General features: G+C 60.4%; 25 protein-coding genes and 1 pseudogene. 20 read left to right on the forward strand and 6 right to left on the reverse strand.

The window, feature by feature from the left end; genetic code table 11:
* The first annotated feature begins 71 nt into the window (after positions 1-71).
* Together NLM33_RS05525 and NLM33_RS05530 are read left to right on the forward strand one after the other, a co-directional pair.
* Positions 72-5,986: pseudogene (locus NLM33_RS05525) on the forward strand (AAA family ATPase).
* Between the two features lie 320 nt (positions 5,987-6,306).
* On the forward strand, positions 6,307-7,515 hold the full coding sequence (locus tag NLM33_RS05530) for a globin domain-containing protein (RefSeq protein ID WP_254095116.1): 1,209 nt from the start codon (positions 6,307-6,309) through the stop codon (positions 7,513-7,515).
* Between the two features lie 77 nt (positions 7,516-7,592).
* On the opposite strand, the gene NLM33_RS05535 is transcribed toward NLM33_RS05530, so the two are convergent.
* Together NLM33_RS05535 and NLM33_RS05540 are read right to left on the reverse strand one after the other, a co-directional pair.
* Positions 7,593-8,003 (reverse strand): PAS domain S-box protein, encoded by a 411-nt coding sequence (locus NLM33_RS05535; RefSeq protein ID WP_254095117.1) that lies wholly within the window; start codon positions 8,001-8,003, stop codon positions 7,593-7,595.
* A 148-nt stretch (positions 8,004-8,151) separates the two neighbouring features.
* Positions 8,152-8,541: a response regulator transcription factor gene (locus NLM33_RS05540; protein ID WP_254095118.1), complete on the reverse strand. Its 390-nt coding sequence runs from the start codon at positions 8,539-8,541 to the stop codon at positions 8,152-8,154.
* 588 nt (positions 8,542-9,129) lie between these two features.
* Here NLM33_RS05540 and NLM33_RS05545 point away from each other — a divergent pair.
* The 13 genes from NLM33_RS05545 to NLM33_RS05605 all read left to right on the forward strand — a co-directional run bounded on the left by NLM33_RS05545 (position 9,130) and on the right by NLM33_RS05605 (position 19,034).
* On the forward strand, positions 9,130-9,345 hold the full coding sequence (locus NLM33_RS05545) for a hypothetical protein (protein ID WP_254095119.1): 216 nt from the start codon (positions 9,130-9,132) through the stop codon (positions 9,343-9,345).
* 240 nt (positions 9,346-9,585) lie between these two features.
* Positions 9,586-10,221, forward strand: coding sequence for a response regulator transcription factor (locus NLM33_RS05550; RefSeq protein ID WP_254105661.1), 636 nt, complete (start codon positions 9,586-9,588; stop codon positions 10,219-10,221).
* Between the two features lie 267 nt (positions 10,222-10,488).
* A complete protein-coding gene (locus tag NLM33_RS05555) occupies positions 10,489-10,761 on the forward strand; it encodes a hypothetical protein (protein ID WP_254095120.1) in 273 nt (90 codons plus the stop codon).
* Between the two features lie 537 nt (positions 10,762-11,298).
* On the forward strand, positions 11,299-11,760 hold the full coding sequence (locus NLM33_RS05560) for a transcriptional regulator (protein WP_254095121.1): 462 nt from the start codon (positions 11,299-11,301) through the stop codon (positions 11,758-11,760).
* 42 nt (positions 11,761-11,802) lie between these two features.
* The gene (locus NLM33_RS05565) at positions 11,803-13,629 is read left to right on the forward strand and encodes an FUSC family protein (RefSeq protein WP_254095122.1); all 1,827 of its coding nucleotides are present in this window, start codon (positions 11,803-11,805) and stop codon (positions 13,627-13,629) included.
* Positions 13,629-13,832, forward strand: coding sequence for a DUF1656 domain-containing protein (locus tag NLM33_RS05570; protein ID WP_254095123.1), 204 nt, complete (start codon positions 13,629-13,631; stop codon positions 13,830-13,832). Before NLM33_RS05565 ends, NLM33_RS05570 begins: the two co-directional genes overlap by 1 nt.
* Before the next feature lie 77 nt (positions 13,833-13,909).
* Positions 13,910-15,013, forward strand: coding sequence for an IS5 family transposase (locus tag NLM33_RS05575; RefSeq protein ID WP_254094633.1), 1,104 nt, complete (start codon positions 13,910-13,912; stop codon positions 15,011-15,013).
* Positions 15,010-15,216 carry a hypothetical protein gene (locus tag NLM33_RS05580; protein ID WP_254094631.1) on the forward strand — a complete coding sequence of 69 codons (207 nt, stop codon included), beginning with the start codon at positions 15,010-15,012 and terminating at the stop codon, positions 15,214-15,216. The genes NLM33_RS05575 and NLM33_RS05580 overlap by 4 nt, the downstream gene beginning before the upstream one ends.
* A 119-nt stretch (positions 15,217-15,335) precedes the next feature.
* Positions 15,336-16,535 (forward strand): HlyD family secretion protein, encoded by a 1,200-nt coding sequence (locus NLM33_RS05585; RefSeq protein ID WP_254095124.1) that lies wholly within the window; start codon positions 15,336-15,338, stop codon positions 16,533-16,535.
* Positions 16,536-16,765: 230 nt separating this feature from the next.
* Complete coding sequence (locus tag NLM33_RS05590) at positions 16,766-17,074, forward strand: hypothetical protein (RefSeq protein WP_254095125.1); 309 nt, start codon at positions 16,766-16,768, stop codon at positions 17,072-17,074.
* Positions 17,075-17,260: 186 nt separating this feature from the next.
* Complete coding sequence (locus NLM33_RS05595) at positions 17,261-17,494, forward strand: hypothetical protein (protein ID WP_254095126.1); 234 nt, start codon at positions 17,261-17,263, stop codon at positions 17,492-17,494.
* 7 nt (positions 17,495-17,501) lie between these two features.
* Positions 17,502-18,773, forward strand: a complete 1,272-nt coding sequence (gene clpX / locus NLM33_RS05600; RefSeq protein ID WP_254095127.1) for an ATP-dependent Clp protease ATP-binding subunit ClpX — start codon at positions 17,502-17,504, stop codon at positions 18,771-18,773.
* Positions 18,774-18,824: 51 nt separating this feature from the next.
* Positions 18,825-19,034 (forward strand): hypothetical protein, encoded by a 210-nt coding sequence (locus tag NLM33_RS05605; protein WP_254095128.1) that lies wholly within the window; start codon positions 18,825-18,827, stop codon positions 19,032-19,034.
* A 372-nt stretch (positions 19,035-19,406) separates the two neighbouring features.
* Here the strand turns inward: NLM33_RS05605 and NLM33_RS05610 are convergent, their stop codons facing one another.
* The 4 genes from NLM33_RS05610 to NLM33_RS05625 all read right to left on the reverse strand — a co-directional run bounded on the left by NLM33_RS05610 (position 19,407) and on the right by NLM33_RS05625 (position 23,418).
* Positions 19,407-20,282, reverse strand: a complete 876-nt coding sequence (locus NLM33_RS05610) for an alpha/beta fold hydrolase (RefSeq protein ID WP_254095129.1) — start codon at positions 20,280-20,282, stop codon at positions 19,407-19,409.
* A 276-nt stretch (positions 20,283-20,558) separates the two neighbouring features.
* A complete protein-coding gene (locus NLM33_RS05615; RefSeq protein ID WP_254095130.1) occupies positions 20,559-20,960 on the reverse strand; it encodes a hypothetical protein in 402 nt (133 codons plus the stop codon).
* Positions 20,961-21,025: 65 nt separating this feature from the next.
* A complete protein-coding gene (locus NLM33_RS05620) occupies positions 21,026-22,330 on the reverse strand; it encodes a sensor histidine kinase (RefSeq protein ID WP_254095131.1) in 1,305 nt (434 codons plus the stop codon).
* A gap of 176 nt (positions 22,331-22,506) precedes the next feature.
* Positions 22,507-23,418, reverse strand: coding sequence for a LysR family transcriptional regulator (locus tag NLM33_RS05625; protein WP_254095132.1), 912 nt, complete (start codon positions 23,416-23,418; stop codon positions 22,507-22,509).
* 99 nt (positions 23,419-23,517) lie between these two features.
* Between NLM33_RS05625 and NLM33_RS05630 the strand changes: the two genes are divergently transcribed.
* The 5 genes from NLM33_RS05630 to hemA all read left to right on the forward strand — a co-directional run bounded on the left by NLM33_RS05630 (position 23,518) and on the right by hemA (position 26,891).
* Positions 23,518-24,357 carry an SDR family oxidoreductase gene (locus NLM33_RS05630; protein ID WP_254095133.1) on the forward strand — a complete coding sequence of 280 codons (840 nt, stop codon included), beginning with the start codon at positions 23,518-23,520 and terminating at the stop codon, positions 24,355-24,357.
* A gap of 41 nt (positions 24,358-24,398) precedes the next feature.
* The gene (locus tag NLM33_RS05635) at positions 24,399-24,686 is read left to right on the forward strand and encodes a hypothetical protein (RefSeq protein WP_254095134.1); all 288 of its coding nucleotides are present in this window, start codon (positions 24,399-24,401) and stop codon (positions 24,684-24,686) included.
* A gap of 271 nt (positions 24,687-24,957) precedes the next feature.
* Positions 24,958-25,128: a hypothetical protein gene (locus tag NLM33_RS05640; protein ID WP_254095135.1), complete on the forward strand. Its 171-nt coding sequence runs from the start codon at positions 24,958-24,960 to the stop codon at positions 25,126-25,128.
* On the forward strand, positions 25,125-25,334 hold the full coding sequence (locus NLM33_RS05645) for a hypothetical protein (RefSeq protein ID WP_254095136.1): 210 nt from the start codon (positions 25,125-25,127) through the stop codon (positions 25,332-25,334). Before NLM33_RS05640 ends, NLM33_RS05645 begins: the two co-directional genes overlap by 4 nt.
* 327 nt (positions 25,335-25,661) lie before the next feature.
* Positions 25,662-26,891: a 5-aminolevulinate synthase gene (gene hemA, locus NLM33_RS05650; RefSeq protein ID WP_254095137.1), complete on the forward strand. Its 1,230-nt coding sequence runs from the start codon at positions 25,662-25,664 to the stop codon at positions 26,889-26,891.
* Positions 26,892-26,926 lie beyond the last annotated feature (35 nt).

Genomic DNA, 26,926 nt, shown 5'->3' on the forward strand with positions numbered 1-26,926 from the left:
TTCGGGCGCATTGCGCACGTAAAGCCTGGTTGGCCGACCTCGATTCGAGCTACGGATGCCGGAGGCTGATGATGGTGCCGCATTCGCTGAACGTTGCGTACTCGGATGGTGGCTCTCAGGTCTTGTGGAGAGACAGCGAACGCGTCTTTCACCGCGGCTGGCGATTGGACGATGACGGCAAACAGCGCGCCGTCCTGCTCGTTGCTCCTGCCGCCGACCACCCATCTCGTTCAAGCCTCGATCGCCTGACGCATGAATATGAGCTGAAGGACGAACTCGACAGGGCGTGGGCGGTGCGGCCGCTGGACCTCGTCCGCGACGCCGGTCGGACGATGCTCGTGCTCGAAGATGAGGGCGGTGAGCCGGTCGACCGGCTGCTCGGCGTGCCGATGGAGGTTGGACGCTTCTTGCAAATCGCCATCGCGATTTCGTTGGCTACCGGCAAACTTCACCAGCGCGGGCTCGTTCACAAAGATATCAAGCCGACCAACATCCTGCTCAACAAGGCGACCGGTGAGGTGCGGTTGACCGGGTTCGGCATCGCCTCGCGGTTCGCGCGCGAACGCCAGTCGCCTCATCCTCCTGAGACGATCGCCGGCACACTCGCCTACATGGCGCCGGAGCAGACCGGACGGATGAATCGCTCAATCGATTCCCGCAGCGACCTCTACGCGCTCGGCGTCACCTTCTATCAGATGCTCACTGGCGCGTTGCCGTTTACCGCCGCCGACCCCATGGAATGGGTGCACTGCCATCTCGCCAGGCGGCCGGTGACGCCGGCCGAGCGGGTGAAGGAAATTCCCGCTGCTATTTCGGCGATCGTCATCAAGCTGCTCGCGAAGAGAGCCGAAGACCGCTATCAAACGGCGGGTGGCCTCGAAAGCGACCTTCGGAGCTGCCAGAACGAATGGGAAGCGCAGCGCCGGATCGACGACTTTCCACTCGGCGAACACGACATACCCGACCGGCTGTTGATACCCGAGAGACTGTATGGCCGGCAACGCGAGGTCGAGACCTTGCTCGCTGCCTTCGATCGGGTCGTCAAGGGTGGTGCCCCCGAACTGGTCCTGGTCTCCGGCTATTCCGGCATTGGCAAGTCCTCGGTTGTCAACGAGCTCCAGCCGGTGCTGGTGCCGCCGCGTGGCCTGTTCGCTTCCGGCAAATTCGATCAGCTCAAACGCGATATTCCCTACGCGACGCTGGCACAGGCGCTTCAGACCCTGATCCGGCCGCTGCTCGGCAAGAGCGATGCCGATCTCGCACCATGGCGCGACGCCTTGCAGGAGACGCTGGGATCTAACGCAGCACTGATGGTAAGTCTCGTTCCTGAGCTGAAGGCCCTCATCGGAGAGCCACCGCCGGTCGTTGAGCTTCCACCACGGGACGCACAACGGCGCTTTCAGATGGTGCTTCGACAGCTCGTCGGTGTGTTCGCTCGGCCGGAACATCCCCTCGCGCTGTTCCTCGACGACTTGCAATGGCTCGATGCGGCGACGCTCGACCTTTTGGAACATCTGTTGAGCCGGTCCGATCTCCGCAATCTCCTCCTCATCGGCGCATTCCGCGATAATGAGGTCACCGCAGCGCATCCGCTCATGCGCAAGCTGGAGGCGATCCGCGCAACCGGAAGAGTGCAGGACATCAAGCTGGCGCCCTTGACGACCACGGACCTCGGAAACCTTGTCGCGGACACGCTCCGGTGCGACGCGGAACAAGCCGATCCGCTTGCAAGCTTGGTGCAAGCGAAAACCGAGGGGAATCCGTTCTTCGTTATCCAGTTTCTTCACGCGCTTGCCGACGAGGGGCTCCTGGCCCTTGATCACGGGCGGGGGCGATGGTCCTGGGACCTCCAGCGCCTTCATGCGAAGGGGTACACCGACAATGTGGTTGACCTCATGGTTCAGAAGCTGGTTCGCCGTCCGGAAAGTACGCGGCAGGCTCTGAAGCAGCTCGCCTGTCTCGGCGCCGTCGCCGACACAACCACGCTGGCGATCGCGCTGGGGATCACGCAAGACCAGGTTCACGTGGCTCTCTGGGATGCGCTCTGTGAGGAATTGGTCGAGCGCCGGCGAGACTCCTACCGGTTCATCCATGACCGGGTGCAGGAAGCCGCATATTCCCTGATTCCCGAGGTGTCTCGCGCCGAAGCTCACCTTCGCATCGGCCGCCTCCTGCTGACGAGCACGGCGCCGGAGCAACGCGAGCAGGCGATCTTCGAAATCGTCAACCAGCTCAATCGCGGCGCGCCATTGATCTCCTCATCCGATGAGCGCGAGCAGCTGGCCCGACTGAATCTGATCGCGGGCAAGCGCGCCAAGTCGTCGACGGCCTATGGCGCGGCGCTGAAGTACATAGCTGCTGGTGCGGCGCAGCTGCCGGAGGACTCTTGGGAGCGCCGGCGTGAGCTCATGTTTGAATTGGAGCTTCACTGGGCCGAATGCGAATTCTTTACAGGCGAGCTGGCCGCGGCGGAGGATCGGCTGACGTTGCTGGCAGCCCGCGCCGCCAATACCCTCGAACGGGCGGCCGTCGCATGCCTGCGAATCGACGTGTGTACGACCCGCGGCCGGATGAGCGAAGCGGTCGCGGTTGGTCTGGACTATCTCCAACATGTGGGCGTGGCTTGGACGGCACATCCTGCGGACGAGCAGGTGCGCCACGAATATCAGCTGATCGGGTCAAAGCTCGGCGGCCGCGCGATCGAGGAGCTGGTTGACCTGCCGCTGATGACCGATCCCGCATCCCTCGCGTTTATCGATGTTCTGACCAAGCTCGGGCCACCGGCGGTGTTCACGGATGCGAACCTGCTGGCGTTGGTCAGCTGCCGGGCGGTTAGTCTCAGCCTCGAGCGCGGCAACAGCGATGGTTCGTCAAACGCCTATGTTCGGGTAGGCATGGTCGCCGGTCCGTTTTTCGGGGACTACAAGGCCGGATATCGGTTTGGCCGGGTCGGCTACGAACTGGTCGAGCGGCGCGATTTGAAGCACTTCCTGGCCAGGATTTTCATGAATTTCGGCAACCAGGTCACGCCATGGACAAGGCATGCCCGGAGTGGGCGCGATCTGCTGCATCGGGCGTTCGACGTTGCAAACAAGACGGGCGATCTCACCTACGCGGTGTACAGCCGCGCCCATCTGAACTCTAACATGCTCATGGTAGGCGATCCGCTTGACGAGGTTCAGCGCGAGGCCGAGCAGGGATTGGCGTTGGCGCAGCAGATGCAGTTCGGTCTGGTCATCGATGTCATCGCGACGCAGCTTGCGCTGGTCCGAATGTTGCGCGGGTCGACGCGCCGATTTGGCTCTTTCGACGACCAGCAATTCGATGAAGGCCGGATCGTAAGCCGTTTGTCCAGCAATCGGAACCTGGCATTTGCCGAGTGCTGGTACTGGATCCGCAAGCTCCAGGCGAGTTTCCTGGCCGGCGACTTTGCTGCAGCCGTCGACGCGTCGCTTAGGGCGCAACCGCTGCTCTGGACATCGCTGCCTGCCATGGAAGTCGCGGAATATCACTTTTACAGCGCGCTCGCGCGCGCTTCATCCTGTGACTCCGCATCAGCCGATCAGCGCCGACAGCATTTGGAGGTTCTGGCCGCGCATCACCAACAGCTCGGAATCTGGGCGGAGAACGGCCCGGAGAATTTCGAGAACCGCGCCGCCCTTGTCGGTGCTGAGATCGCCCGTTTGGAAGGGCGCGAGCTGGACGCCCAGCGTCTTTACGAGCGGGCGATCCGCTCGACCCAAGCAAACAGCTTTGTCCACAACGAAGCGCTCGCCTATGAGCTGGCTGCCCGCTTTTACGCAGCGCGCGGCTTCGAGGACATTGCGCATCTCTACCTGGGAAACGCACGGCGGGCTTATCTTCGATGGGGGGCCGACGGAAAGGTGCGGCAACTCGACCAGCTCCATCCACGGCTGAGGCAGGTCGAGCGTGCGCCTGCTCCAGCGGGCACGATCGAAACGCCGGTCGAGCATCTCGATCTCGCGACAATGATCGAAGTCTCGCAAGCGCTTTCTGGCGAGATGGTTCTCGAAAAACTCATCGACAGGCTCTTGCGAGCGGCTATCGAGCATGCCGGCGCAGAGCGAGGTCTCTTGATCGTTCCGCGAGGAGACGTACTGCAGATAGAAGCGCAAGCGTTCGCCAGAGGCGAGCATGTAACGGTGCATCTGCGGGATAGTCCCGATGCTGCAGCCAGCTTTCCGGAGTCACTCGTTCGATACGGAACGCGCACCCGCGAACGTCTGAGTCTCAATGATGCGTCGTCTCAGAATGCGTTTTCTGCCGATCCTTATATCGTTCGGAGCCTTCCCCGTTCCATTCTCTGTTTGCCATTGATTAGCCAGGACAAGCTCATCGGTGTTCTTTACCTGGAGAATAATCTGGCGCCGAACGTTTTCACGCCTGATCGCGTCAACTGCTGGAGGTGCTTGCGTCGCAAGCAGCAATATCGCTTGAAAATTCACGGCTTTACCGCGATCTCGCAGATCGGGAAGCGAAGATCAGGCGTTTGGTCGACGCCAACATTATCGGGATCTTCTTTGCCCGCAAAGGTCAGATTATTGAAGCCAATGACGCGTTTCTCCGCATGCTGGGATATGACCGTGTGGACCTGGCTGCGGGCCGTGTGCACTGGCCCGAGCTGAGTCCCCCGGAATGGCGCGAACGCGACTTGCTCACACGAACACTACTGGACTCAAGAGGGATCGTGCCGCCCTTCGAGAAGGAGTATTGTCGGAAGGACGGCAGCCGCGTTCCCGTGCTTATTGGCGCCACGTTGTTCGAGGAAGGAGGCGACGAGGGCGTCGCGTTCGTGCTCGATTTGACCGAGCTCAAGCAGGCGGAGGAGGCGCTGCGTGAAAGCGAGCGAAGTTTGCGCTCGGCAATTGACGGGATACCGGGGCTGGTTGCGGTCTTGGCCCCGAATGGTAAGGTCGAAGCTCTCAATCGCCAAATCGTCGAGTATTGTGGCCGGTCACCGGAAGAGCTGAAGAACTGGACCACAAACGGACCGGTACATCCTGATGACCTTAGCCGTCTCGTTGAACTTTTTACAAAATCAATCGCCGCCGGTGTTCCCTTTGAGACCGAAAACCGCTTGAGGCGGTTCGACGGCGAATATCGATGGTTTGACGTCCGCGGCGTCCCAATTCGCGATGGCTCCGGGCGCATTACTCGTTGGTATGTTCTCCTGACGGACGTCGAGGATCGCACACAGGCGTTGACGCGATTGCAGCAGATGCAATCGGATTTCGCCCACTTGAACCGCGTGAGCATGATGGGAGAATTGGCCGCCTCGCTGTCCCACGAAATCACGCAACCGATCGCCAGCGCGCGCAACAACGCCCGGGCGGCCCAGAATTTTCTGAAGATGCAGCCGCCGGAACTGGGCGAGGTCACGGAAGCACTCTCCTGTGTCGTTGGAGACGCAGACCGAGCCGGGGACATCATCGACCGTATCCGAGAGCAAATGAAGAAGGCGCCACCGCGAAAGCAGCGTTTCGACCTTAATGCGGCAATCAATGAGGTGATCGCATTGGCGCGAAGCGTGACCAACCAAAATGGTGTCTCCGTCCAGACCCGGCTTGCCGGCGGATTGTTTCCCGTTGAGGGGGATCGCGTTCAATTGCAGCAAGTCTTGCTGAACCTCCTCCTGAATGCGGCTGAAGCAATGGGTTCGGTCGAGGAGGGGGCAAGAGAGCTGGTGGTCAGCACCCAGCGAGACCAGGCAGGCGTCCTCGTGGCCGTTCGCGACTCTGGCCCAGGCATTGATCCAGCGCATCTCGACCGGATCTTCGACGCCTTCTACACCACGAAGTCCAGTGGAACGGGGATGGGGCTGTCGATCTGCCGCTCCATCATCCATGCTCATGGGGGCAAGCTGTGGGCGGGAGCGAACGAGCCTCGCGGCGCGGTATTTCAGTTCACATTGCCCGCTACCACAAGAGAGCTCACGCCTTCTCTTCAGGCGAGCCAGCGGACCTGAGAGCCGTACGAACACATCGCGTGAGACGCTCTTCATCTACCGGCCTGCGCGCGTAACACACGACCCCGGAAGGCTCTGTTGTCCGCAGCGTCCTGATCAAAGGCCGCGAATTGCGCGAAGCGCGCCTGCGGACATCCCGGCAGGCGCAAAGCTTGACGTAGTGCCGGTGTTCCACCCCTCCGTGCTGCCGTCGTGCGCAACGTCGTCTGTTGGGGCCGTTATTACAAATTTGCGGAGCTTTGGCGGCTTTAACTCACGCTTTCAGGTCCCGCGACGTAGCTATCGAGACGCCGCAACAACGCATTAAACGGAGGAGCGTCGTGCTCTCAGACAAGTCTAGACCCGTCATTCAGGCGACACTGCCAGCCGTCGGCGCGCACATCCAGGAAATCGCCCAGTGCTTTTATCGAAAGCTATTTTCCGCTCACCCGGAACTGCTGGACGGGACCTTCAACCGCGGCAACCAGGCAGACGGCACCCAGCAGCAAGCATTGGCTGGATCGGTGGCCGCGTTCGCCACGTCCCTGGTGAACACGCCTGATCAGCTGCCCGAGAGCCTTCTGTCCCGCATCGCGCACAAGCACACGTCGCTGGGCATCAAGCCGGAGCAGTACCAGGTCGTCCATGAGAACCTGATGCCGGCCATTGCGGAGGTGCTGGGTGACGCGGTGACACCGGACGTCGCGGCAGCGTGGGATGAGGTGTACTGGCTGATGGCCTACACCCTGACCCACGTGGAGCGCGGCCTCTACGGCGCGCGCGGCGTGCGACCGCAGACGGTATGGCGGCAATGGGAGGTCGAGAAGAAGATCCATGAGACCGATGACGTGGTGACGTTTGTCGTCAAGCGCATCGAGGACCACCTGGTGAAGCCGTCGCTTCCCGGCCAATATATATCGGTGCAGGTGCCGCTGCCGGACGGCACGCGGCAGCCGCGCCAGTATAGCCTGAGCCGGGCCGACCAAGGAGAGTCCCGCCAGTTTACGGTCAAAAGAGTGTACGGCGCAGCAGGAAAGCCCGACGGAGAGGCGTCGACGCTGTTGCACACCAGCGTCAGGGTTGGCGACGTGCTGAGCATCTCTGTCCCGTTCGGTCCACTGGTGCTCGATGACTACTCTGGGCGCCCGATGGTGTTCATCAGTGCGGGTATTGGAATTACTCCAATGGCCGGGATGCTCTCGCACCTTGCCACCGTTAGATCCCATTTGCCGATCATGCTGCTGCACGCCGATCACAACGAGAGCGCCTTTGCTCTCCGCAGCCAGATTCGCGACGACATCGTCGCACTGGCCAAAGCCTCCTTCTACGTCTGGTACGAGCAGGGCGCTGAAAGCCAATTGCCGGTGCAAGGGGTCTTCGCCGGCAGGATGGACCTGTCACAGGTCCGCCTGCCCGACGATGCGTTGTATCACCTGTGCGGGCCGGTTCCGTTCATGCATGGGATCCGCAGCGCCCTGATCGGGCTTGGTATTCCGCCCCGCGACATCCAGTACGAAATGTTCGGCCCGGACCTGTGGCAGGCAGATTAGGACCAGGCTCACGGTCCGGCTCTTGCGGCGCGAAAGGCAGTCTAATTCGTGCGCCACGAGCCCATCGTTCGGAGTGGTCAGGATGACCGACTTGCAGGGCGCTCTCGTTCAACGCGCTCTGTTACGTCGCGTGCTATCGCGACCGCGCCAAGTGCATCGTTTTTGGTGTCGCCTTTGACAATCGCAAAGGTCATCTCGACGTACAGCTTGCGTCCGCTCTTGTGCAGGGCGCGGGTGAGTGTCGGTCGGCCCTGAAGCTTCGTAGCACCCTTTGTCATCGCGGCGTCGTAGCCGGTCCAATGTGCAGCTCGCAGATGCTCGGGTATGATCAGTTCGACGCTTTGGCCGAGCGCCTCCTCGGCGGAATAGCCAAACAACGCGGTACAAGCAGGGTTCCAGCGAATGATGGCTCCCGAGTGGTTCGTACAGATGACGGCGTCAGCGACCTGATCGAGAATCCTCTCGGCCAACTTGGACTGCTCTTCCATGGATACACTCCTTGGATCGGACTCATGGGGCTCGCCAACCGCGAGCAGCCCAACGATGAGAATGGACCGTTCTTGCGACCTGCGGGCGGAGACGACGGAGCCTCGCAGAGCCGTGTTTCAGTTCGCCTTGTCAGTGCCGTAGCAAAGCTCACGAATCGTCTTCGTGCGACCCAGCGGACTTGAGAGCCTCGCGGACACACTGCGTGAGACGCTCTTCATCCACCGGCTTGCGCAGGTAACACGCGGCGCCGTTGTTCAGGGCGCGAGCCCGGTCATCGTCATTAGGAAACGCAGTCACGAGGATCGTCGGAATCGTGTGGCCCGTGTCGGTAAGGCGCCGGAAGAGTTCGAGGCCGGTCATGGCAGGCATATGGATGTCGGTGATCAGGCAGGCTGTTTCGGCGAGGCGCGGGGAGGCGAGAAAGTCGGCTGCAGACGAGAAAATGTCGACCGTATGGCCCAGCGATCTCATGAGCCTGCACATGGACTCACGGAAGAACCGATCATCATCGACGACTGAAACCAGTACCTTTTTCATCATGTCCCTATGTGGCCATTCGTAGGACCCCTTGTGCGGCCTGACAGTGCCGTAGCTCCGCGTGGGATTGCTTGACTTGCGTCAAGAATGCCACCAGTGCCGTGCTGGTGCCCCATAAACTTTGGCTTACCTCGACGACAATGCCGGAGCCAGCCAGCCATGGCTTCTGATCAGGACTTCGGCTGACGGACAGCGACGCCGGGATCACACCTCGGCGACCTTAGGATCCCGTCCGGCCGTCGTAAGCCTTCGTATCGTCGTCCTGCCACCCTGGGATGCCCGACGTCGACCTGCGCTCAATTGAGATGTTGGTGACGATTCCCCTAGTCTGCATGCGTTGGAAATGCGCAAAGACTGAGGGGAGAGAACAATGCCATACCGCCTAGAAAGCCAAGGCTCTGACAAGGCCGCGCGATGCGCAATCTGCGATGGCAAGTTTGGTCTCGTCCGGCATTATTCGTGGCGAACCCCGCTTTGCTCCAGCAAGTGCGTCGATCGCTTCAAAGCGCGCCGCCAAAATGACCGCAATTGGATGGGCTGGTTCCAAGTCGCTTTCGACCAGTCGCTCGAAAACCGCGCGAGGGCCTCATGACGCTCCAGATATCACAACGAGGCAAACAGTACTTGAAGACAGCGCAGACTTTGCTCCACACCGCCAAAACCATGACCGATCAAGCGATCGCGGATCAGCTAAGGGCCCTTGCCGAGGACTACGAGCGTCGAGCCGAGAAGGCTACGCGCGATGATGCGGCCAAGGTATTGGCCCGACCGGCTGTTAGTGCTGAATCTGAGTGGCTTACCTGAGCTGATGGGCAGCATCGCTCAACAGCGATCGGACCAACCGGAGATCGTCCAGCCAAGGTCGATCAGCGGGCCGGACGAGGGCGAGCTGTGTCGGTGGCGTAAACTTTGGTGTACCCCGCGCGGATCCTCCAGGAAAATGGGACTTTTCAGGTCCCGGGATTGGGACTAAAAATGCACGGTCCGGCCAAACCTGAAACCAAGACAAAGGCTGATTTTCGCGATCTCTTCCGAGTGGCAGCGATGTCTGACGCAACCTCCACCGTGTTGGTCATCGACGACGATCCGGACCTCCGCGCGTCCGTCGGGCGGCTGTTGCGATCGCTCGGGATCAATGTTCAGCTTTTTGCCTCTATTTCCGACTTCCTGAAGTCCGATCCACCCGACTGTCCCACATGTCTGGTGCTCGACATCAGATTGCCCGGTCAAAGCGGCCTCGATCTCCAGCGCGAGCTTGCGGCGGCAAACAGGGAGATTCCGATCATCTTCGTCACCGGGCACGGCGACATCCCAATGTCCGTGCAGGCCATGAAAGGGGGCGCCATCGAGTTCCTGACGAAGCCGTTCCGCGATCAGGATCTCCTCGACGCTATTCAGCTCGGCCTCTCGCGCGATCGTGCACGGCGGGAAAACGACAAGGACCTGGCCGCTCTCAGGGAGCGCTTCGGGTCATTGAGCCCCAGGGAGCGCGAAATCGTGATTCAGGTCGCTCGCGGCCGCCTGAGCAAACAGATTGCCCACGACATCGGCATCGCCGAAGCCACGGTGAAAGTGCATCGCAGCAGGGCGATGCAGAAGATGCAGGCCGGCTCCCTTCCTGAGCTTGGCCGGATGGCTGACAAGCTCAAGCTGGTGCCCGGCACGCCGCAGCGCACCTGAGCTGTACACCGTTGCGGCGCTAATCCCCGGCCGCATCAGTCGAGTGCCTCCGTCATTGCGCCCACCTTCCGCCGGCCGAACGCACCCGGCGCGATGCCCTGCAAATTTGGGATTAGGTAGCGCACCTGCGTAGGTCATTGCCCGCCACTCGCGTCCAATAGCTCGCCGCATCCAAAGCCATAAACTTCGTCACGAGGGCCTCCCTGGGAAACAGCCCGCGCAACGCGAAACAGGGCGCGCTGTTCAAGCTTCGGACAGGAGACAGCTTTGAAGTCAGTCGATCAGGAAATAGGCTGCACCCACGCGGGTCATCCAGCTGAGATCCATGGCATCGGATCGTGGATTACTCTTGTCGTCCTGTTTGCCCTGTTGGTCGCCACGATGGTGCTGGCCTACGTCGGGTCGAATCTCGCTGTAGGTATTGATATCCCCATGTCAGGCTACATGGCTTTCTGTCTTGGAGCTTTCTTCTCGCTCCTGGCGGGCGCGGGACTAACGGCGCTTGTATTCTACAGCAGCCCGCTTACGGCAAAGGCCTAGCCAACCGACGAACCAAGTCATAAAGCCTGGGCTTATAGCTGTTCGCCACCGGTCGGCGTTCGCTGCGCTTTGCACAATTGCGTCGGCAAAGTAGCTCCGTAGCTCGATAAGGCGCTCTCGCGCATACTAGCAGAGCCTTCAATTGGGCGATCTCCCAGAGAACCAACATAAAAGGCCGGCGGGCGCTACGCCGCCAACCTTCTCTTGCAACTTCCGGCTCGTGGGTCCGATGCCGCTGCGATTCCCGGCACTGCGTGCCGGAGCAAACGAAGAGCGGACTGCTGTGCACTTGGCGGTCTGCATTACCGAATCCGGGCACAGCCAATTATACGTCTGCCCGGCCTCGATCCTGCCAGAGCACCCATGATCCACGGCCCGAGCCCCTCCACGCAACATGTAAATCTAGGTTTAGGAAACGCAACCAAATCTGTCATTGCGCGCCACCAGTGTGGAATAGCTCGCGGTCCTCCAGATCGTCAGATTAGCGTCACTAGCATCTTTGCCGGGAACAGCCCTGCCAAGGCACGCGAGGTCACAATGCGATCGACTTTTGCTCTCGGACGTTTGGAGCAATTTCATCCCGAACCGGGGCTTGACGCCGGACGCGCCGTTCACAGCCCGGATGCGGTCAGACCATTCGTCCAGAAGCGAACCGGATCGGCAGGCGCCGCCCCAGCCGACATTTCCTTCGGACCGTTCCGTCTGCTTCCGACGCAGTTTCTTCTGCTGGAAGGTGACAAGCCCGTGTGCCTCGGAAGTCGTGCCCTGGAAATTCTGATAGCTCTGCTTGAACGCAGAGGTGAGTTGGTCAGCAAGCAGGACTTGATGACTCGGGTTTGGCCCAATGTCTTTGTCGAGCCTGCCAATCTCACGGTCCACATGTCCGCGCTGCGGCGCGCGCTGCGTGACGGGCAGAACGGCAATCGGTTCATCATCAACATCCCCGGGCGTGGCTATTCCTTCGTTGCCTCGGTCGATGCCCCGGGGCATCAGAGCTGAGCGCGAGTGGCGAACAATCGAAAAATCCGGTGAGGCATTACCGTGGTCGCGACAACTGCAGAGCAGCCGTTCACCATAGCGAAGATTCCTCTCAGCTCCTGGTCCTTCGCAATCCGCGTTTGGCTGGCTACAGTCCTGGCGTTATTCGTAAGCTTTTGGTTGCAGCTTGAATCGCCGACGACGGCCGCGCTCACCGTTGCAGTTCTCGCCGAACCAACCCGCGGCCAGGCGCTGGACAAGGCAGGTTTTCGACTGCTCGCCACCGTGGTGGGCGTTACAGCGTCAATCGCAATCACCGGCCTCTTCTCGCAGGCGAGGGATCTGATCCTCGTGGCGTTTGCGGTGTGGCTTGGAATTTGCGTCTTCGCGGCAAAGCTCTTGGACGGCTATCGAGCTTATGCGGCGGTGCTGGCCGGCTATACCGTCGCATTCATTGCGACACAGCAGATCGACAAACCGCAGCACGTGTTTGAATCCGGGATGGCGCGTGGCGCTGCGATCGCGGTGGGCATTCTTTCGATCGCGGTGGTGAATACGTTGATGTTTGCTCCGGACCGTCAAACGCGCGTGGCCGCGCAGCTGGCGGCGATTCGTCGTCGCGTTCGCGGGTATGCGAGCGCAGCCTTCCGCGGCGAACCAGGCAACGTGATGACATTCCTGGCGCTACTGCGAGAAATTGTGGCGCTCCGGCCGGAGATCGCAAGCATCGCTCCGGAGTCGAGCAGCGGCTCGGTCAGGAGCGCTGCGGCCCGCAGCACCGCGGTCTCGCTAATCGCCGAATTACAGGCTGCGCGGACCTTGAGTAGCGGTCTTGTCCGCGGCGGTGACGTTCGAACCGAAGTTTCGGCACGGAGCGAGTTTGTTCGACGGGACGAACAGGTTCGACAAGAACTGCTCGCCCTGAGATCCGTCAAGTGGCCGTTGCTATCGTGGCGAGCGCCCTTGTATCGCTCCTATCGAATTGCGGCCGAAAGCGGTCTCCGCGCCTCTCTATGGCTTGCAATCGCCTCGGCCTTCTACGTTTGGGCCGGGTGGCCAGCGGCGAGCGTTTCCCTGTCTTTCGTGGCGCTGATGATCGGATTAGGAGCCACAACTCCGAATCCGCGCGGCTTCACCGCGATCGCGCTTGTTGCTGCGCCGATCGCAATTGTCCTAACCGGCATACTCGAGTTCATCATCCTCGATGGCGCCGACGCCTTTCTTCTGCTGGCCATCGGTCTTGCTCCCTTTATGGTCGGTGCAGCACTCCTCATCACCTCCAAAAAACTTCTGTGGTCATCACTTGGTCGCACCATTCTACCCTACACCATCCTCATTCTGGCGCCGAGCAATCCGCAGAACTACAATCCGCAGGCCTTCCTTTTCACGTCTGCGTTTATTATCGCGGCAGCTGCGTTCCTGCTCGCGGCGCAAACACTTATTCCTCCCGTATCTGACGACAAACGCAGGATGCGGCTTCTGGCGGAGGCCCGCAGCGAGCTGCAGGAACCGTTCTTCCGCAATGGAGAAGCGCCGGAAGAAGCGACGTTCCGGGACGCTTCGCGGATAGGGCAGTTTCTCGCCGTTGGGGGAGCGCAGGACAGTCGCGCCCTCGCGGAAATGCTCTCTTGCTTCGACCAATCGGCAATGCTCCGGCTTTGTGATGCGAAGCTGATGCAAATCGCCGATGGGCCACTTGCGCCACTGGCAGACGAAACGCGCGCGGCGATCATCAAGCGAGATGCGGCCGCCTTGCGCGCTATTGCCCACCGAATTCGTTCGCAGGCTGCGCAGAACGATTCGATCCAGGTAGATGTCGCGGCATGCCTTGTCCTGACAAGCAACATCTTTGATCGGAGCCAAAATCTTGATTTGTCGGAGGCAATCTGATGGCACGCACCTTTGTAGAGTTCGTGGTCGGAGGCGTTCTGATGGCGCCACTTGTAACCTACCTGGTGATAGCTCTCGTCGTGATCACTATGCTTCGACCGGTTCTGCATGTCGTCGGTTTTGCGAAGATGTTCAGTCACAGCGCAATCGCAGAGTTGAGCCTCTATGTGACGGTTCTCGGCCTATTGATTCTTTTGTTCTAGCAGGCTGTTGAAGAAGTCTCTGGCGAAGCGTTTTGGATCGTGATTCCCTAGGATCAGGATTTTGCTGGGGTGGCACGATGCGGGGAAGTGACGAACGGTCTGGCTCGCTGTTCAGTTATGTTGACCTGGAGGCTCGGGTTCGCGTCGACCACCCGCTGCGGGCGATCAGGGATCTGGCAAATGCGGCGCTGGGCGATCTTTCTGGGGAGTTTGGCAAGCTCTACACGGACTTCGGTCGGCCCTCGATCGCACCGGAGAAACTGCTTCGGGCGATGCTCCTACAGGCGTTCTATGGGGTTCGCTCGGAAAGGCATCTGATGGAACGGATGGAGTTCGATCTTCTGTTCCGCTGGTTCGTCGGGCTTGGGGTGGACGATGCGGTTTGGGACCATTCAACCTTCTCGAAGAACCGCGACCGGCTGCTTGAAGGTGAGATTGCGGCCAAGTTCTTGAACGCGCTTTTGGCGCAGCCGAAGGTGAAGCGTCTTTTGTCGAGCGATCACTTCTCGGTGGACGGCACGCTCATTGAAGCCTGGGCTTCGATCAAGAGCTTCCGGAGGAAGGATGGCAGCGACAAAGATCAGGACGGTCCGGGACGCAATGCCGAGCGCAGCTTCCACAAGGAGAAGCGATCCAACGAGACCCATGAGAGCACGACCGATCCTGAGGCCAGGCTCTATAAAAAGGGCGACGGCCAGCCGGCCAAACTCTGCTATATGGGCCATGCGCTGATGGAGAACCGCAATGGTTTGGCGGTTTTAGGTGGAGTGAGCCAAGCTACTGGCACCGCCGAACGAGAGATTGCGCTTGCCATGATCGACAGGCGCGGGTGTGCGAAGCGGGTCACTCTGGGGGCGGACAAAGCCTACGACGTCACGCAGTTCGTGCATGACCTGAGAGATAGATCGGTTACTCCGCATATCGCGATCAATGGACATCTGAGTAAGACCGGCAAGCGGCGCAAGACGGCGGTCGACGCGCGTACCACGCGTCACGACGGCTATGACATCAGCCAACGCTGCCGCAAACGCATCGAAGAAGTCTTCGGCTGGATCAAGAGTTCCGCTGGCCTGGCCAAGGTCAAGCTGCGAGGCCGCGACCGGGTGGATGCCGTCTTCGTCCTGGCGCTTGCGGCCTATAATCTGATCCGGCTGCCCAAGCTTCTGGCGGCACCGGCATGAGCATCCGAGGTAGATGGCGGGTCGTCGAGACACCAGGCTACGACATGGCCGTGGCGGGCGCCTACATCCTGTTCGATGACGACGGCGGCGAGTTCGCCTTCGATTGCCTCACGGGCTGCATTCATGGAGCCTGTGACGGCGATGCCGTCCAGTTCGGCTGGCAGGGAAACGACGAAATGGAGCCAGCCAACGGTGATGGCTAGGCCGAACTGCGGGATGACGGCTCACTCGAAGGTGAAATCTGCCTCCTTAATGGCGACGACATCCCATTTATCGCGCGTCGCTCGAAGACTTCTTCAACAGCCTGCTAGAGGAGAGCGACATGGATGCGACCGTTTATGATGAGACTGTTCGAGAAGACGCGATGCAGACAATCGTTTCGCGTTCTTCGCTGGTTGACGCTGAGGAACCGGCTCGCCAGGCGAGCGAGTTCGACCAGATCGTCCTAAGGGTATCGGAAGGTCACCGGGAGGGCGAACAAATTGCCCCGGCTCCATCGAAATCAATCCCGCCGCGGCGAAATGATGGCTGGCGAACGGTGCGGCTTCTGTTGCGCAAGCTGGCGACAGCCGGAATAGCCGCCGTTGCGGTCGCGGCCGCTCTCGTGGCCTGGGACCAGTACAACGCCGGGCCGTGGACGCGCGATGCGCGAGTGCGAGTGCAAGTTGCAAGTGTGGCGCCGGACGTTTCCGCAAAAATCAAAGAGCTGCGAGTCACCGACAATCAATTCGTTCGCAAGGGTGACATCTTGTATGTCATCGATCCGTTCGATTTCGAAGTCGCGCTCCGTGCAAACAAAGCGGCCCTACAGCAAAAGGTGGCCGATTTGAACGTGAAGGAATTGCAGTCTGAGCGGCGAAGCCGCTTGTCTGATTTATCTGCGTCCGTTGAACAGAAGCAGGTCTATGAGGGAAATGCGCTTCAGGCAAAGGCCGCCGTCGATGCGGCTCAGGAGCAGGTGCGGCAGGCGGAGAACAATCTGCGGAACACCGAGGTGCGCAGTCCGGTGAATGGCATCGTCACCAATCTCATGCTCCGAAAGGGAGACTATGCGCATCAAGGTACGGCCAACGTTTCCATCATCGACACGGACAGCTATTGGGTGGACGGCTACTTCGAGGAAACGAAGCTGGCGCGGCTGTGCGTGGGTGACCGCGCCGAGGCAAAGCTGATGGGCTTTTCAGCGCCGATCATAGGCCACATCGCAACAGTGACGCGTGGCGTCAGCGTATCCAACGCAGCGGCTTCCACGCAAGGACTGCCCAACGTCGATCCTGTCTACACCTGGGTGCGTTTGGCGCAGCGGGTGCCAGTCCGGATTGCGATCGACAAGGTGCCGCCTGGTGTGCCGCTCGTGTCCGGCTTGACCGCAACTGTCACGATCCGGGATGGCAAGGACGGCGAGAGCGACACGCTCTTGCAAAGAGTTCGTACCGAGATCGAGACGAGCTTCGTCGGATTGATCGGCAGAGCGTCGGCGCGACCAGGCTGTATTCCCGGCTTTTCGTCTCCGTCGCCGTAGAACGCGGTTATCAGCCGGAAGTACAGGCTACCGCTGTCGACCAAGTGCGGCGGTCACTCGCCAAGAGGCGAGTGACCCCTCTGCCGCATTTGAAACCGTCGCTCTCCGTTTCTAAGCCAAGGTTTATGTACCGCAACCACGGCCGTACTCGGAGCGACTCGCGTGCAATAGAAGATCGCCTCGCAGAACTGTAATTCTCCTCGTAACAATTCGCTTTGCGGAGTTCGATCATGAGGAGAATACTCGTTCTCATCGCTTCTGCCGCGATCAACGCGTCCACGATTCCCGCAGTTGCGGCGGAATGTACGTCGATCAAGGACATCGACGCGTCTCGCTCGCGCTGGGAGACGGTGCGCAGCCGACCAGCCAAGGCGGCCGACAAGGAGCGGACTTGTCGCGCCTATGCCGTTTCTTTCTACGAATCGGTGACGCTGCGGCAGGCTGCTGCAAAATGCACCGACGGCGAAAGAACTCTGGCAGCGCTTGATTCCGAGATCAACGCCTTCAACGACCTGTTGGCGACAAAATGCGGTGGGTGAGCGTGACGGCGTTCCGGCAATGAAGATCCACGAGGTGCGCAGATGATCCTCTTACCTCTCTTGGCAACCTGGATGTGGCTGCAGATCCTTACGGCGTCACCGCTTCCAGAAATCGCGTCGTCTCGTCGAGGACGTCAGCAGTAGTGATATCTGTTGCGGCTCGTTCGGTTTTGAAGGAGGTTGAACTTGATCCAGGTATATTTTCACTGCTCGAATACGAAGAAGGTCTTCGTTGATCGCCACGGTGCCGTATTGGACGACGTCACTGAGGCACGCGATCGCGCGACCCTTGTAGTCCAATCCCTCACCAACCAGCGCAGCCTCGAGGATTGGCGTGACTGGATCCTGCATGTCAGCGACGATCGGGGCGATGAGCTCTTCGTTGTGCCTTTTACATTCGTCCTCGGAAAACCCAATTGAGATCGCCATGGCAGTTCAGTCACTCTCCGAGATTACGCTGTATTGCTCGTTCTGCGGCAAGAGCCAGCACGAAGTCCGCAAACTGATCGCGGGTCCCACGGTCTTCATCTGCGACGAGTGCGTCGAGCTCTGCATGGACATCATCCGTGAGGAGAACAAGTCCTCGCTGGTGAAGTCGCGCGACGGTATTCCGACGCCGAAGGAAATCTGCAAGGTGCTGGACGACTACGTGATCGGCCAGAGCCATGCGAAGAAGGTTCTCTCGGTCGCGGTGCACAATCACTACAAGCGCCTCAACCACCAGACCAAGCACAACGACGTCGAGCTCGCGAAGTCGAACATCCTGCTGATCGGTCCGACCGGCTCGGGCAAGACGCTGCTCGCGCAGACGCTCGCCCGCATCCTGGACGTGCCCTTCACCATGGCCGACGCGACGACGCTGACCGAAGCCGGCTATGTCGGCGAGGACGTCGAGAACATCATCCTGAAGCTGCTCCAGGCCGCCGACTACAACGTCGAGCGCGCGCAGCGCGGCATCGTCTACATCGACGAGATCGACAAGATCAGCCGCAAGTCCGACAACCCGTCGATCACCCGCGACGTGTCGGGCGAGGGCGTGCAGCAAGCGCTGCTCAAGATCATGGAAGGCACGGTGGCTTCGGTCCCGCCGCAGGGCGGCCGCAAGCATCCGCAGCAGGAATTCCTGCAGGTGGACACCACCAACATCCTGTTCATCTGCGGCGGCGCCTTCTCGGGTCTCGAGAAGATCATCTCCGCGCGCGGCCGGTCGACCTCGATCGGCTTCGGTGCCTCGGTGATGGCGCCGGAAGACCGCCGCACCGGCGAGATCTTCCGCCATGTCGAGCCCGAGGATCTCCTGAAGTACGGCCTCATCCCTGAGTTCGTCGGCCGTCTGCCGGTGGTTGCGACGCTCGAGGATCTCGACGAGACCTCGCTGAAGAAGATCCTGACCGACCCGAAGAACGCGCTGGTCAAGCAGTACCAGCGCCTGTTCGAGATGGAGAACATCGAGCTGACCTTCGCCGACGAGGCGCTGGGCGCGGTCGCCCGCAAGGCGATCGAGCGCAAGACCGGCGCGCGCGGACTGCGCTCGATCCTCGAGGCGATCCTGCTCGAGACCATGTTCGATCTGCCGGGCCTGGAAGGTGTGGAAGAAGTCGTGATCTCCCGCGAGGTCGTGGAAGGCACGGCGCGTCCGCTCTACATCTACGCTGATCGCCCCGATCGCCCGATGGAAAGCGGCGCCGTGGCGTGCTGACCCGGCTGAGCCGAACGAAGGTTAGCTTTGAACATCCGATGGGGTTTTCTCGTGATCAAGATCATCGCCGTGCTCTGCAGTCTTTCTTCTCCAGTAAGTTGCCACGAGCAAACCGTCACCACTTCGGACTTCGCCGACGTCTCCATGCAGTCCTGTCTGATGGGCGCGCCGCAGCTCGCCGAGTGGATGAATCAGCATCCGACCGAACGCCTTGCGGTATGGCGCTGCGTGATCGGTCAAAAGGAGGGCAGGGGAGCTTAGGGAAATGTCGGCCAGTTCGCCCACCAGAGCGCTTGCGGCGTCTATTTTGCGAGATCGCCGCTTTTCTTGCGGGTGCGATAGCCGCACATTGACGCTCGTGCGCGACATGGAGGTCAGGCGCATATTCCGAGTTCGTTCTCGATAGTCGGAGTAGCCGATTTGTTGGAGCAGTCGGCTAAACCCTCATGCCTCACTAGGCCTTGAACCCAGGGAACTGCCGGGCGGACGGCTTGCCAGAGTCCGCTATGCCCCGATAGCGCCCACATCCTGCAGCACAGCCAAATGACGTGATGGGCCGGACGTTGCCAGGTCGGTCCCATCGATCTGCCATGAGCGCGTCGAACTTCGACTGAACGTGCAGGAGCTGGCGGCTCATCGGAATGCAGCACGAACCTCATCGATGGCCAGCTTTGGGTTCTGCAGGTGGAGAAAATGCCCCATGCCCGGAAGAAGGGTCAGCTCCGTGTGCACTCGTTCGGCGAACTCTACTCCCATCTCCTTGTTGATGTAGAGATCTTTCTCACCCCAAATGACCTTCACGGGTGTCTTGAGCCGGGCCAGTTGCGATTCGAAGTGATCCTGGTCTCGCGTAAAGTGCGAGTAGTAGTGGGAGAACGCGTCTGCCGATGTGATCGCTCCCTGGGTCCATCCTCGGAACATGTCGTCCTTGAACTCACGCGCAACTTCAAAATGCACTTCCTCGGGCAAACCTCTCGTGAAGGTGTTCTGCAGGATCTCGTCGCGATTGCTGTTCAGGTTGGCGCGGACCTGATCCATCGCAGGTCCCTCCTTCAAGCTTTGCAGGCTCGTGTACATGAATTGGGGCCTGTTGAACGGGGCGAAATCGCCCACGATGATCGTCCTTGCTATATCGGGTCTTTCCACGGCCAGCAGGAGCGCCGGCAGCGCGCCGATATCGGTTGCGTAGATCGTCAGCTTCGATGTGTCGATCCCTGCTTTGCCGATGTATCGATCCAGAATTCGAGCGTAGCCTTTGGGCGCATAGGGAAACCTGTCGACCGTTGGCCTCGATGAGAGGCCATAACCCGGCCAGTCGAAAGCGTGGATCTCGTAGTCATCGGCCAGAGCCTTGGCGACGTCTTTCCAGGCGTACAGGGTCTCCGGAAACCCATGCAGGAAGAGAACGGTCCCCTTTGGGGTCGAATTGCGCAGAACCATGCGCCTGAGTGTGATATCTTCGTCGATCTTGAAGAAATCGATCGCGTCGTCGTTCACCGGCTGTGACATGATGTCTACCCTCTCGACGTCGTTACCGCCTGGCTCAAGAGCCGACGATCTTCAGCGCGTTGTCAACGCTCAGGCGCGGTTCCGGCGCATTGACCCACTGGGCGAGAGCCGGAAGCCACTCCGCAGCCGGCGGCCGCTCATCGTCGACGCTATTGTAGACATCCGGCTAGCCAGTCATCGCGGCGACTGCGTCATCGACGTGAACGATTGCCATCATACAGTGGGACTGAACACCTAGCGCCCGCGCATGACGTCCAAGTAAGGCCCGTGCATATTTCAAGGTTTCGGCTGCATGCCCTGCAAAAAGCGAAGCGGGTTGAGCGGGCCAATGGGGATCAGTTCGAAGCTCATCATATGTGCTTTACCCAAAGGCAGCTTTTCGAGTATCTCGTGAGCGACGGCCGGATCGGCGACGTTGATGATGAATGCCACGCCCGGCCTTCCCTGTAGCGAGTACCACTGTTCGATCTTGCCATCGAGGTAGAGGTCGACAGTTTCCCGAACTTCCTCCGGGAGGACGGCAAACACCTGCGATTGTTCAAAACCAGGATTGATGGTCCCGATGGCGAGAATTTTGGTCGTCGGCGTCGTTTTCATAGCGGCTCCTTGTGCGTTTGCGGAACTGAAGCCGACAAGGCAGCCAATAAGTGCCAATGCCGCAGCAGAAACGAATTTCATGTCATTTCCCTTCTGTGTGTCGCTCAGGCGACCGGGTGATGGGCCAAAAACAGACAATCAGCTGATCATGACAGCTGAGCAGGGATCGCAAACTGAAAGAGAGCCCCGTGTGGCTGGCACGCGCTGACCCACAGGCGTCCACCATGGGATTCGACGATTGAACGACAGATTGTTAGTCCCATTCCCATGCCGTTGGGTTTTGTCGTGTAGAATGGTTCAAAGAGACGTGAGAGGGTCTCCGGGCTCAGCCCGGGGCCAGTATCTTGAACCCCAACGTACAGATCGTTCAATTCGATCTGACGGGTGGTTATTATCACCTGTCGCGCGCCCTCACTAACTGCGCTCATCGCTTGCAGGGCGTTGAGAATGAGGTTAAGGGCGACTTGCTGAAGTTGGACCCGATCACCGGCAATGATAGGCAGGCTCGCGAATTGGGTCTTCACTGAGACCCCGTTCTTCAGTGCTTCTCCTCGGGTGAGCTCAATCACTTCCTGCAGAGCCTCGTTCATATCTACCGGATCTGATCGGAGCGACGCCTTCTGCATGAGCGCGCGCATTCGACCGACGATGGCACCGACCCGGTCGGCGTCCTTGACGGCAGCGGCGAGCGCTTCTCTGACATCCTGCAAATCTGGAGGATTTCCATCCAGAAAATGCAGCGCCGCAATAATGTTGTTGCGCGCCGCCGCAATCGGCTGATTGACCTCATGTGTGATAGAGGCGCTGAGTTCCCCCATTGTTACGACGCGATTCGTGTGCGCTAGCTTTATCTGCAACTCGCGCAGCTCCCGCTCGCGGCGGGTGATCTCCAGGGCAATGGCGGCCTGCGCAGCGAAGTCCGTGACCAGCTCAATCTCGTTCTCCGTAAAGGGCTCTATGCGCAGCCGCGAAAGACTAAGTGTTCCAATCAGTTCGTCGTTTCTTAGCATCGGCACGATGAGGAGCGTCCCAACGCCACGCGATATGGCCTCGCGTTCAGCTTCTCCCAGAGAATTGCCTTCAAGATGCGTGATGAAGTCAGGGATGTGGACCGGCGATTTGCTTCCGAAAAGGCGACCTACAAAGCTGCCGTGTTCCAGAATTGGCCGCGGATGCATCTCTGACAATGCGGGGCTCAGTTTGGATGCAACGAGACGAAAGCCTATTTCCTCGGAAAGGCGGAAGGCGCCAAGCTCCGCTCGGCACAGATCTACTGCGCTGTCGATGATGGTGTCGAATATGGGCTGCAAGTCGTGGGGTGAACTGGCAATAGCGCGCAGCACTGCCGAGGTGGCCGCCCGTTGCCGAAGAACCTCGGCCAGCTCCTTTTGCTGCAAGTCTGAATTGCCGTGAGCAGCTGCGGGCGCTTTGCCGGTTTCGGGCTGGTTCATCGCCGCTACATCCCGATCTACGTTGCGGCCAGAGATGGTATCGCTCCAGGCTCCACTCGGATAGCTCCCGTGGGGGATCCAAGTCCGAAAAAATGCGTCGGAGGTCTACTCTCGGTCATTCGCAACTGAGGCGAGCCAGCATCGCCGCATTTGGTTGCGCGCTGATGAGTCCGCGCCTAGAGGGGCGGCTGGAGCTCCGCGAAGATTTTCTTCAGCCGCGGCGCCGCAAAGTCGATGAAAGCACGCACCTTGATCGGCAGAAACCGGTTGGCCGTGTACACGAGATTGACCGGCAGCGGTGCCGGCTGGAATTCGTCGAGCAGGGTCGTGAGGGCTCCGCGCTCGAGCGCTGTCTGGAAGTGATAGGCGAAAGCGGAGGTAATTCCGACGCCGGCGCATGCAGCGTCGCAGGCGGCCTCGGCGCTGCCGACCACCAGCCGCGCGCGCACGGGCACCGCGACCGCCGCTTCGTCTTTGAAGAATGTCCAGACATCGGGGGACATAAAGCCTGCATAGGTGATGCAGTCATGCCCGGCGAGATCGTCCGGCGTGCGCGGCGTTCCGTGCGCTGCTAGATAGGCGGGACTGGCGCAAACCATGCGACGCATCGTACCGAGGCGTACCGCCATCAGGCTGCTGTCGGGAAGCGCGCCGATGCGCAGCCCGAGGTCGATCTGCTCTTGAAACAGGCTCTGCACGCGATCGGCGAGGAGCAAACTGGCGTTGATATCCGGGTAGGCCTTCAGGAAATCCGCCAGGATCGGAATGAGGTAAGCGCGGCCAAGGCCGACCGGAGCAGTCAAGATCAGCTCTCCGGTTGGAGCAGAATATTCGCCGGAGGCGGCGCGCTCGGCCTCGGTTACATCAGCCAGAATCCGCTTGCACGCGGCAAAATAAGAGCTGCCGGCATCGGTCAGCACCAGCTTGCGGCTCGATCGGTTGAACAGCTTCGTCCGCAGGTGGGACTCGAGCTCGGAGACCTTGCGGCTGACCGTTGCCAATGGCGTTTTCAATTGCCGCGCCGCAGCCGACAGGCTGCCGGTTTCGACCACGGCCAGGAAGGTCGACATCGCGTCCAGGCGATCCATCGCTCCTCTTCCATATTTTGGAAGGATAGCTCTCGACTTTGCCAGATAGCGCCAAATTTCGGAAGGCCTTAGGTCTGGACGGCATAACGGAGAACGTCCATGAGCACCACCAACAAAGGCACCGCCCTTATCACCGGCGCATCGGCAGGCATCGGCGCCATCTACGCCGACCGTCTGGCCAAACGTGGCTACGACCTAATTCTGGTCGCCCGCGACAAGACCCGTCTCGCCGGCCTCGCGCAGCGCTTGAGAAGCTCGACGGGCCGCTCCGTCGACACCGTCGCAGCCGACCTCAACGACAAGACGGATCTCGCCGAGGTCGAGGCGATCCTGCGCGCGAATGCGGACATAACGCTGCTGGTCAACAATGCTGGCGTTGGGGCCACGGCGCCGCTGCTTAGCGCCGATATTGAGAAGATGGACGACATGATCCGCCTCAATGTCGGCGCGCTCACCCGGCTGACCTATGCGGCGGCCCCGGGCTTCGTCGCGCGCGGCAAGGGGACGATCATCAACATCTCGTCCATCGTGGCGATCTCGCCTGAAACGCTCAATGGCGTTTATGGTGGAAGCAAAGCGTTCGTGCTGGCTTTTTCTCTCTCGCTGCACCACGAGCTTGCCGACAAGGGCGTGCGTGTCCAGGCCGTGCTGCCCGGCGCGACCGCGACAGACTTCTGGGACATCGCCGGCGTGCCGGTCCACAAGCTGCCGGCCGCGATCGTGATGTCTGCCGATGACATGGTCGACGCCGCACTGTCCGGTCTCGACCAGGGCGAGGTCGTCACCATTCCGTCTCTCGCCGACAAGGCCGACTGGGACAAATACGACGCCGCGCGCCGCGCGATGTCCGGCAAGATCTCAAGCGCCGTCCCGGCTGCCCGATACAAGGTCAGCGCGAACACCTCCGCGTCGAAGGCTACCGTCACGTCGGCGCAGTGACCACCGTAACCAACGCAAGTAGAATCAAAGGAGATGCACCCATGAAACGTCTAGTGTTGTTTGCCGCCCTTGCGACCGTCATTGCGAACGGAATCGATGTTGCAGCTGCTGCCGAGCTTCCGACTTATGAATCGGCTGGCTTTCCGACCACCCGGCTCCAAGTTTCCGTTATCGGCTCGGCTAACGTTCAAGAGGCCGCTTCTGTCCCCACGCTGACGCTGGGTGGCATGCCCGCGTCTCCCCATCAGATCGAGGTCTTGACGCCGCGCAAGAAAATCCTCGCGAGCAAGCCACAAAGTGCGCAACAGCGGGCCGAAGCGGCACACTAGAGCTGGGCGGGTTCGTCCTGAACACGAGCTACTGATAGACGTTCTCGATGCACGGCAGCCTGGAACGCAGGCGTAGCTCCAACAAGGTCGCGGCCACGAGGTTGCCTTCTTAGGCAATCTCGGCCGACCTAGACGAAGGCCTGTTCTTCAACGTTCGGACTTCGTCACGCGCTTTTTACCTCTTTGTTACCGCCTGCGGGACTTCAACGCCGGAGCCAAGGACCCCAAGTTACGACAATGAATGATGAGCATAATTCAATCGGAGCTTACTATGGGTGAGGTCGTTCGATTTGTTTCAAAATCCGAGCGCGAGCGTATCCGTCTGATTCGAGAAGCGCGCGCGATATATGACAGCGTCTTCCCGCCGGGTGTTTCCGTCGACGAGCAGGGCGACAAGGCGCCGGCGGTTCATGCGATCAGTGGCGGAGATCTGCCATCGTGATCAAGATCATTGCCGTGCTCTGCAGTCTGTCCTCTCCGGCAAATTGCCACGAGCAGACCGTCACCACTTCGGATTTCTCTGACGTCTCGGTGCAGTCCTGCCTGATGGGCGCGCCGCAGCTTGCCGAATGGATGAAGCAGCATCCAGCCGAGCGCCTCGCGGCATGGCGCTGCGTGATCGGCAAACAGGCCGGCAGGGGAGCTTAGGGTGACAAGCGGATCACTTCTCCTGGCGAATGTGGTCGATGCGCCGGCGTACGCATTCGCCGCGATTTGCCGAGATTTGGACGGCTTTACTCGCACTGACGTTCCTTGTCGGATACCAATTTGCCTCGCGGAGACAGACAGCTTCGTAAGTGTTTGGCCTCGGCGCCCTGTCCCTTCGCCGTGGCTCCTCGCGGCCGGTCCTTTCCCTCCCGAGGACCGGCCGCCCCTTCGCCTAATCGGCGACCGCGCTGGATCGGATGGGCATGGCTGCTCTAAGGGTCGAGGAAGTCCCAATCGTTGAGCACAAAGACGACGAAGGTTTGCTCTATGATCTATGATCATTTCTTTTCCGCCGCGCTTGCTCGCCTGCACGAGGAACGGCGCTACCGCGTGTTTGCCGATCTCGAGCGCATCGCCGGGCGTTTCCCGCATGCGATATGGCATTCCCCGGACGGACCGCGCCCGGTCGTGATCTGGTGCTCGAACGACTACCTCGGCATGGGCCAGCACCCGAAGGTGATCGGCGCCATGGTGGAAACAGCTACCCGCATGGGTGCTGGCGCGGGCGGCACCCGCAACATTTCCGGCACCAACCATCCGCTGGTCGAATTGGAGCGCGAGCTCGCCGACCTGCACGGTAAGCAGGCGGCACTGGTCTTCACCTCGGGCTACGTCTCCAACGAGACCGGCATCGCGACCATCGCCAAGCTGCTGCCGAACTGCGTGATCCTGTCGGACGCCTGGAATCACAATTCGATGATCGAGGGCGTGCGACGCGCCGGCGTGGAAAAGAAGATCTGGCGCCACAATGACGTCGACCACCTCAACGAATTGCTGGCGGCCGAGGCTCCGCAGCGACCGAAGCTGATCGTATTCGAGGCGCTCTACTCGATGGACGGCGCCGTCGCGCCGGTGAGCCGCATCTGCGATCTCGCGGAGCGTTACGGCGCCATGACCTATATCGACGAGGTCCATTCGGCCGGCATGTACGGTCCGGCCGGCGCTGGCATCGCGGCGCGTGAAGGCGTCTTGCACCGCATCGACGTGGTCGAGGGCACCCTGGCAAAAGCCTTTGGCGGCCTCGGGGGCTATATCGCGGCGAACACCGATATCATCGATGCGGTGCGCTCTTACGCGCCGGGATTCATTTTCACCACCGCGCTGCCGCCGGCGGTCTGCGCCGCCGCTACCGCGGCTATCCGGCACCTCAGAACTTCGCAATGGGAGCGCAACCGCCATCAGGACCGCGCTGCGCGGGTCAAGGCCGTGCTCAACGCAGCAGGCTTGCCGGTGATGTCGACCGACACGCACATTGTGCCGCTGATGGTGGGTGATCCAGAGAGGTGCAAGGAAGCGAGCGATCTCCTGCTCGCCGAGCACGGCATCTATGTCCAGCCGATCAATTATCCGACTGTCCCGCGCGGCACTGAGCGGCTGCGTATCACGCCAACGCCCTATCACGATGACGCACTGATCGACGCGCTCGCTGAAGCGCTGGTCGATGTGTGGGGGCGTCTTGGATTGCCACTGCGACATCGCGTTCTCGCGGCGGAGTGACTTCGGGAAAACTCGCTTGAAATGTCAATGCGAAG

Source organism: Bradyrhizobium sp. CCGUVB1N3, from assembly GCF_024199925.1.
In the GTDB taxonomy this organism is placed as follows: domain Bacteria; phylum Pseudomonadota; class Alphaproteobacteria; order Rhizobiales; family Xanthobacteraceae; genus Bradyrhizobium.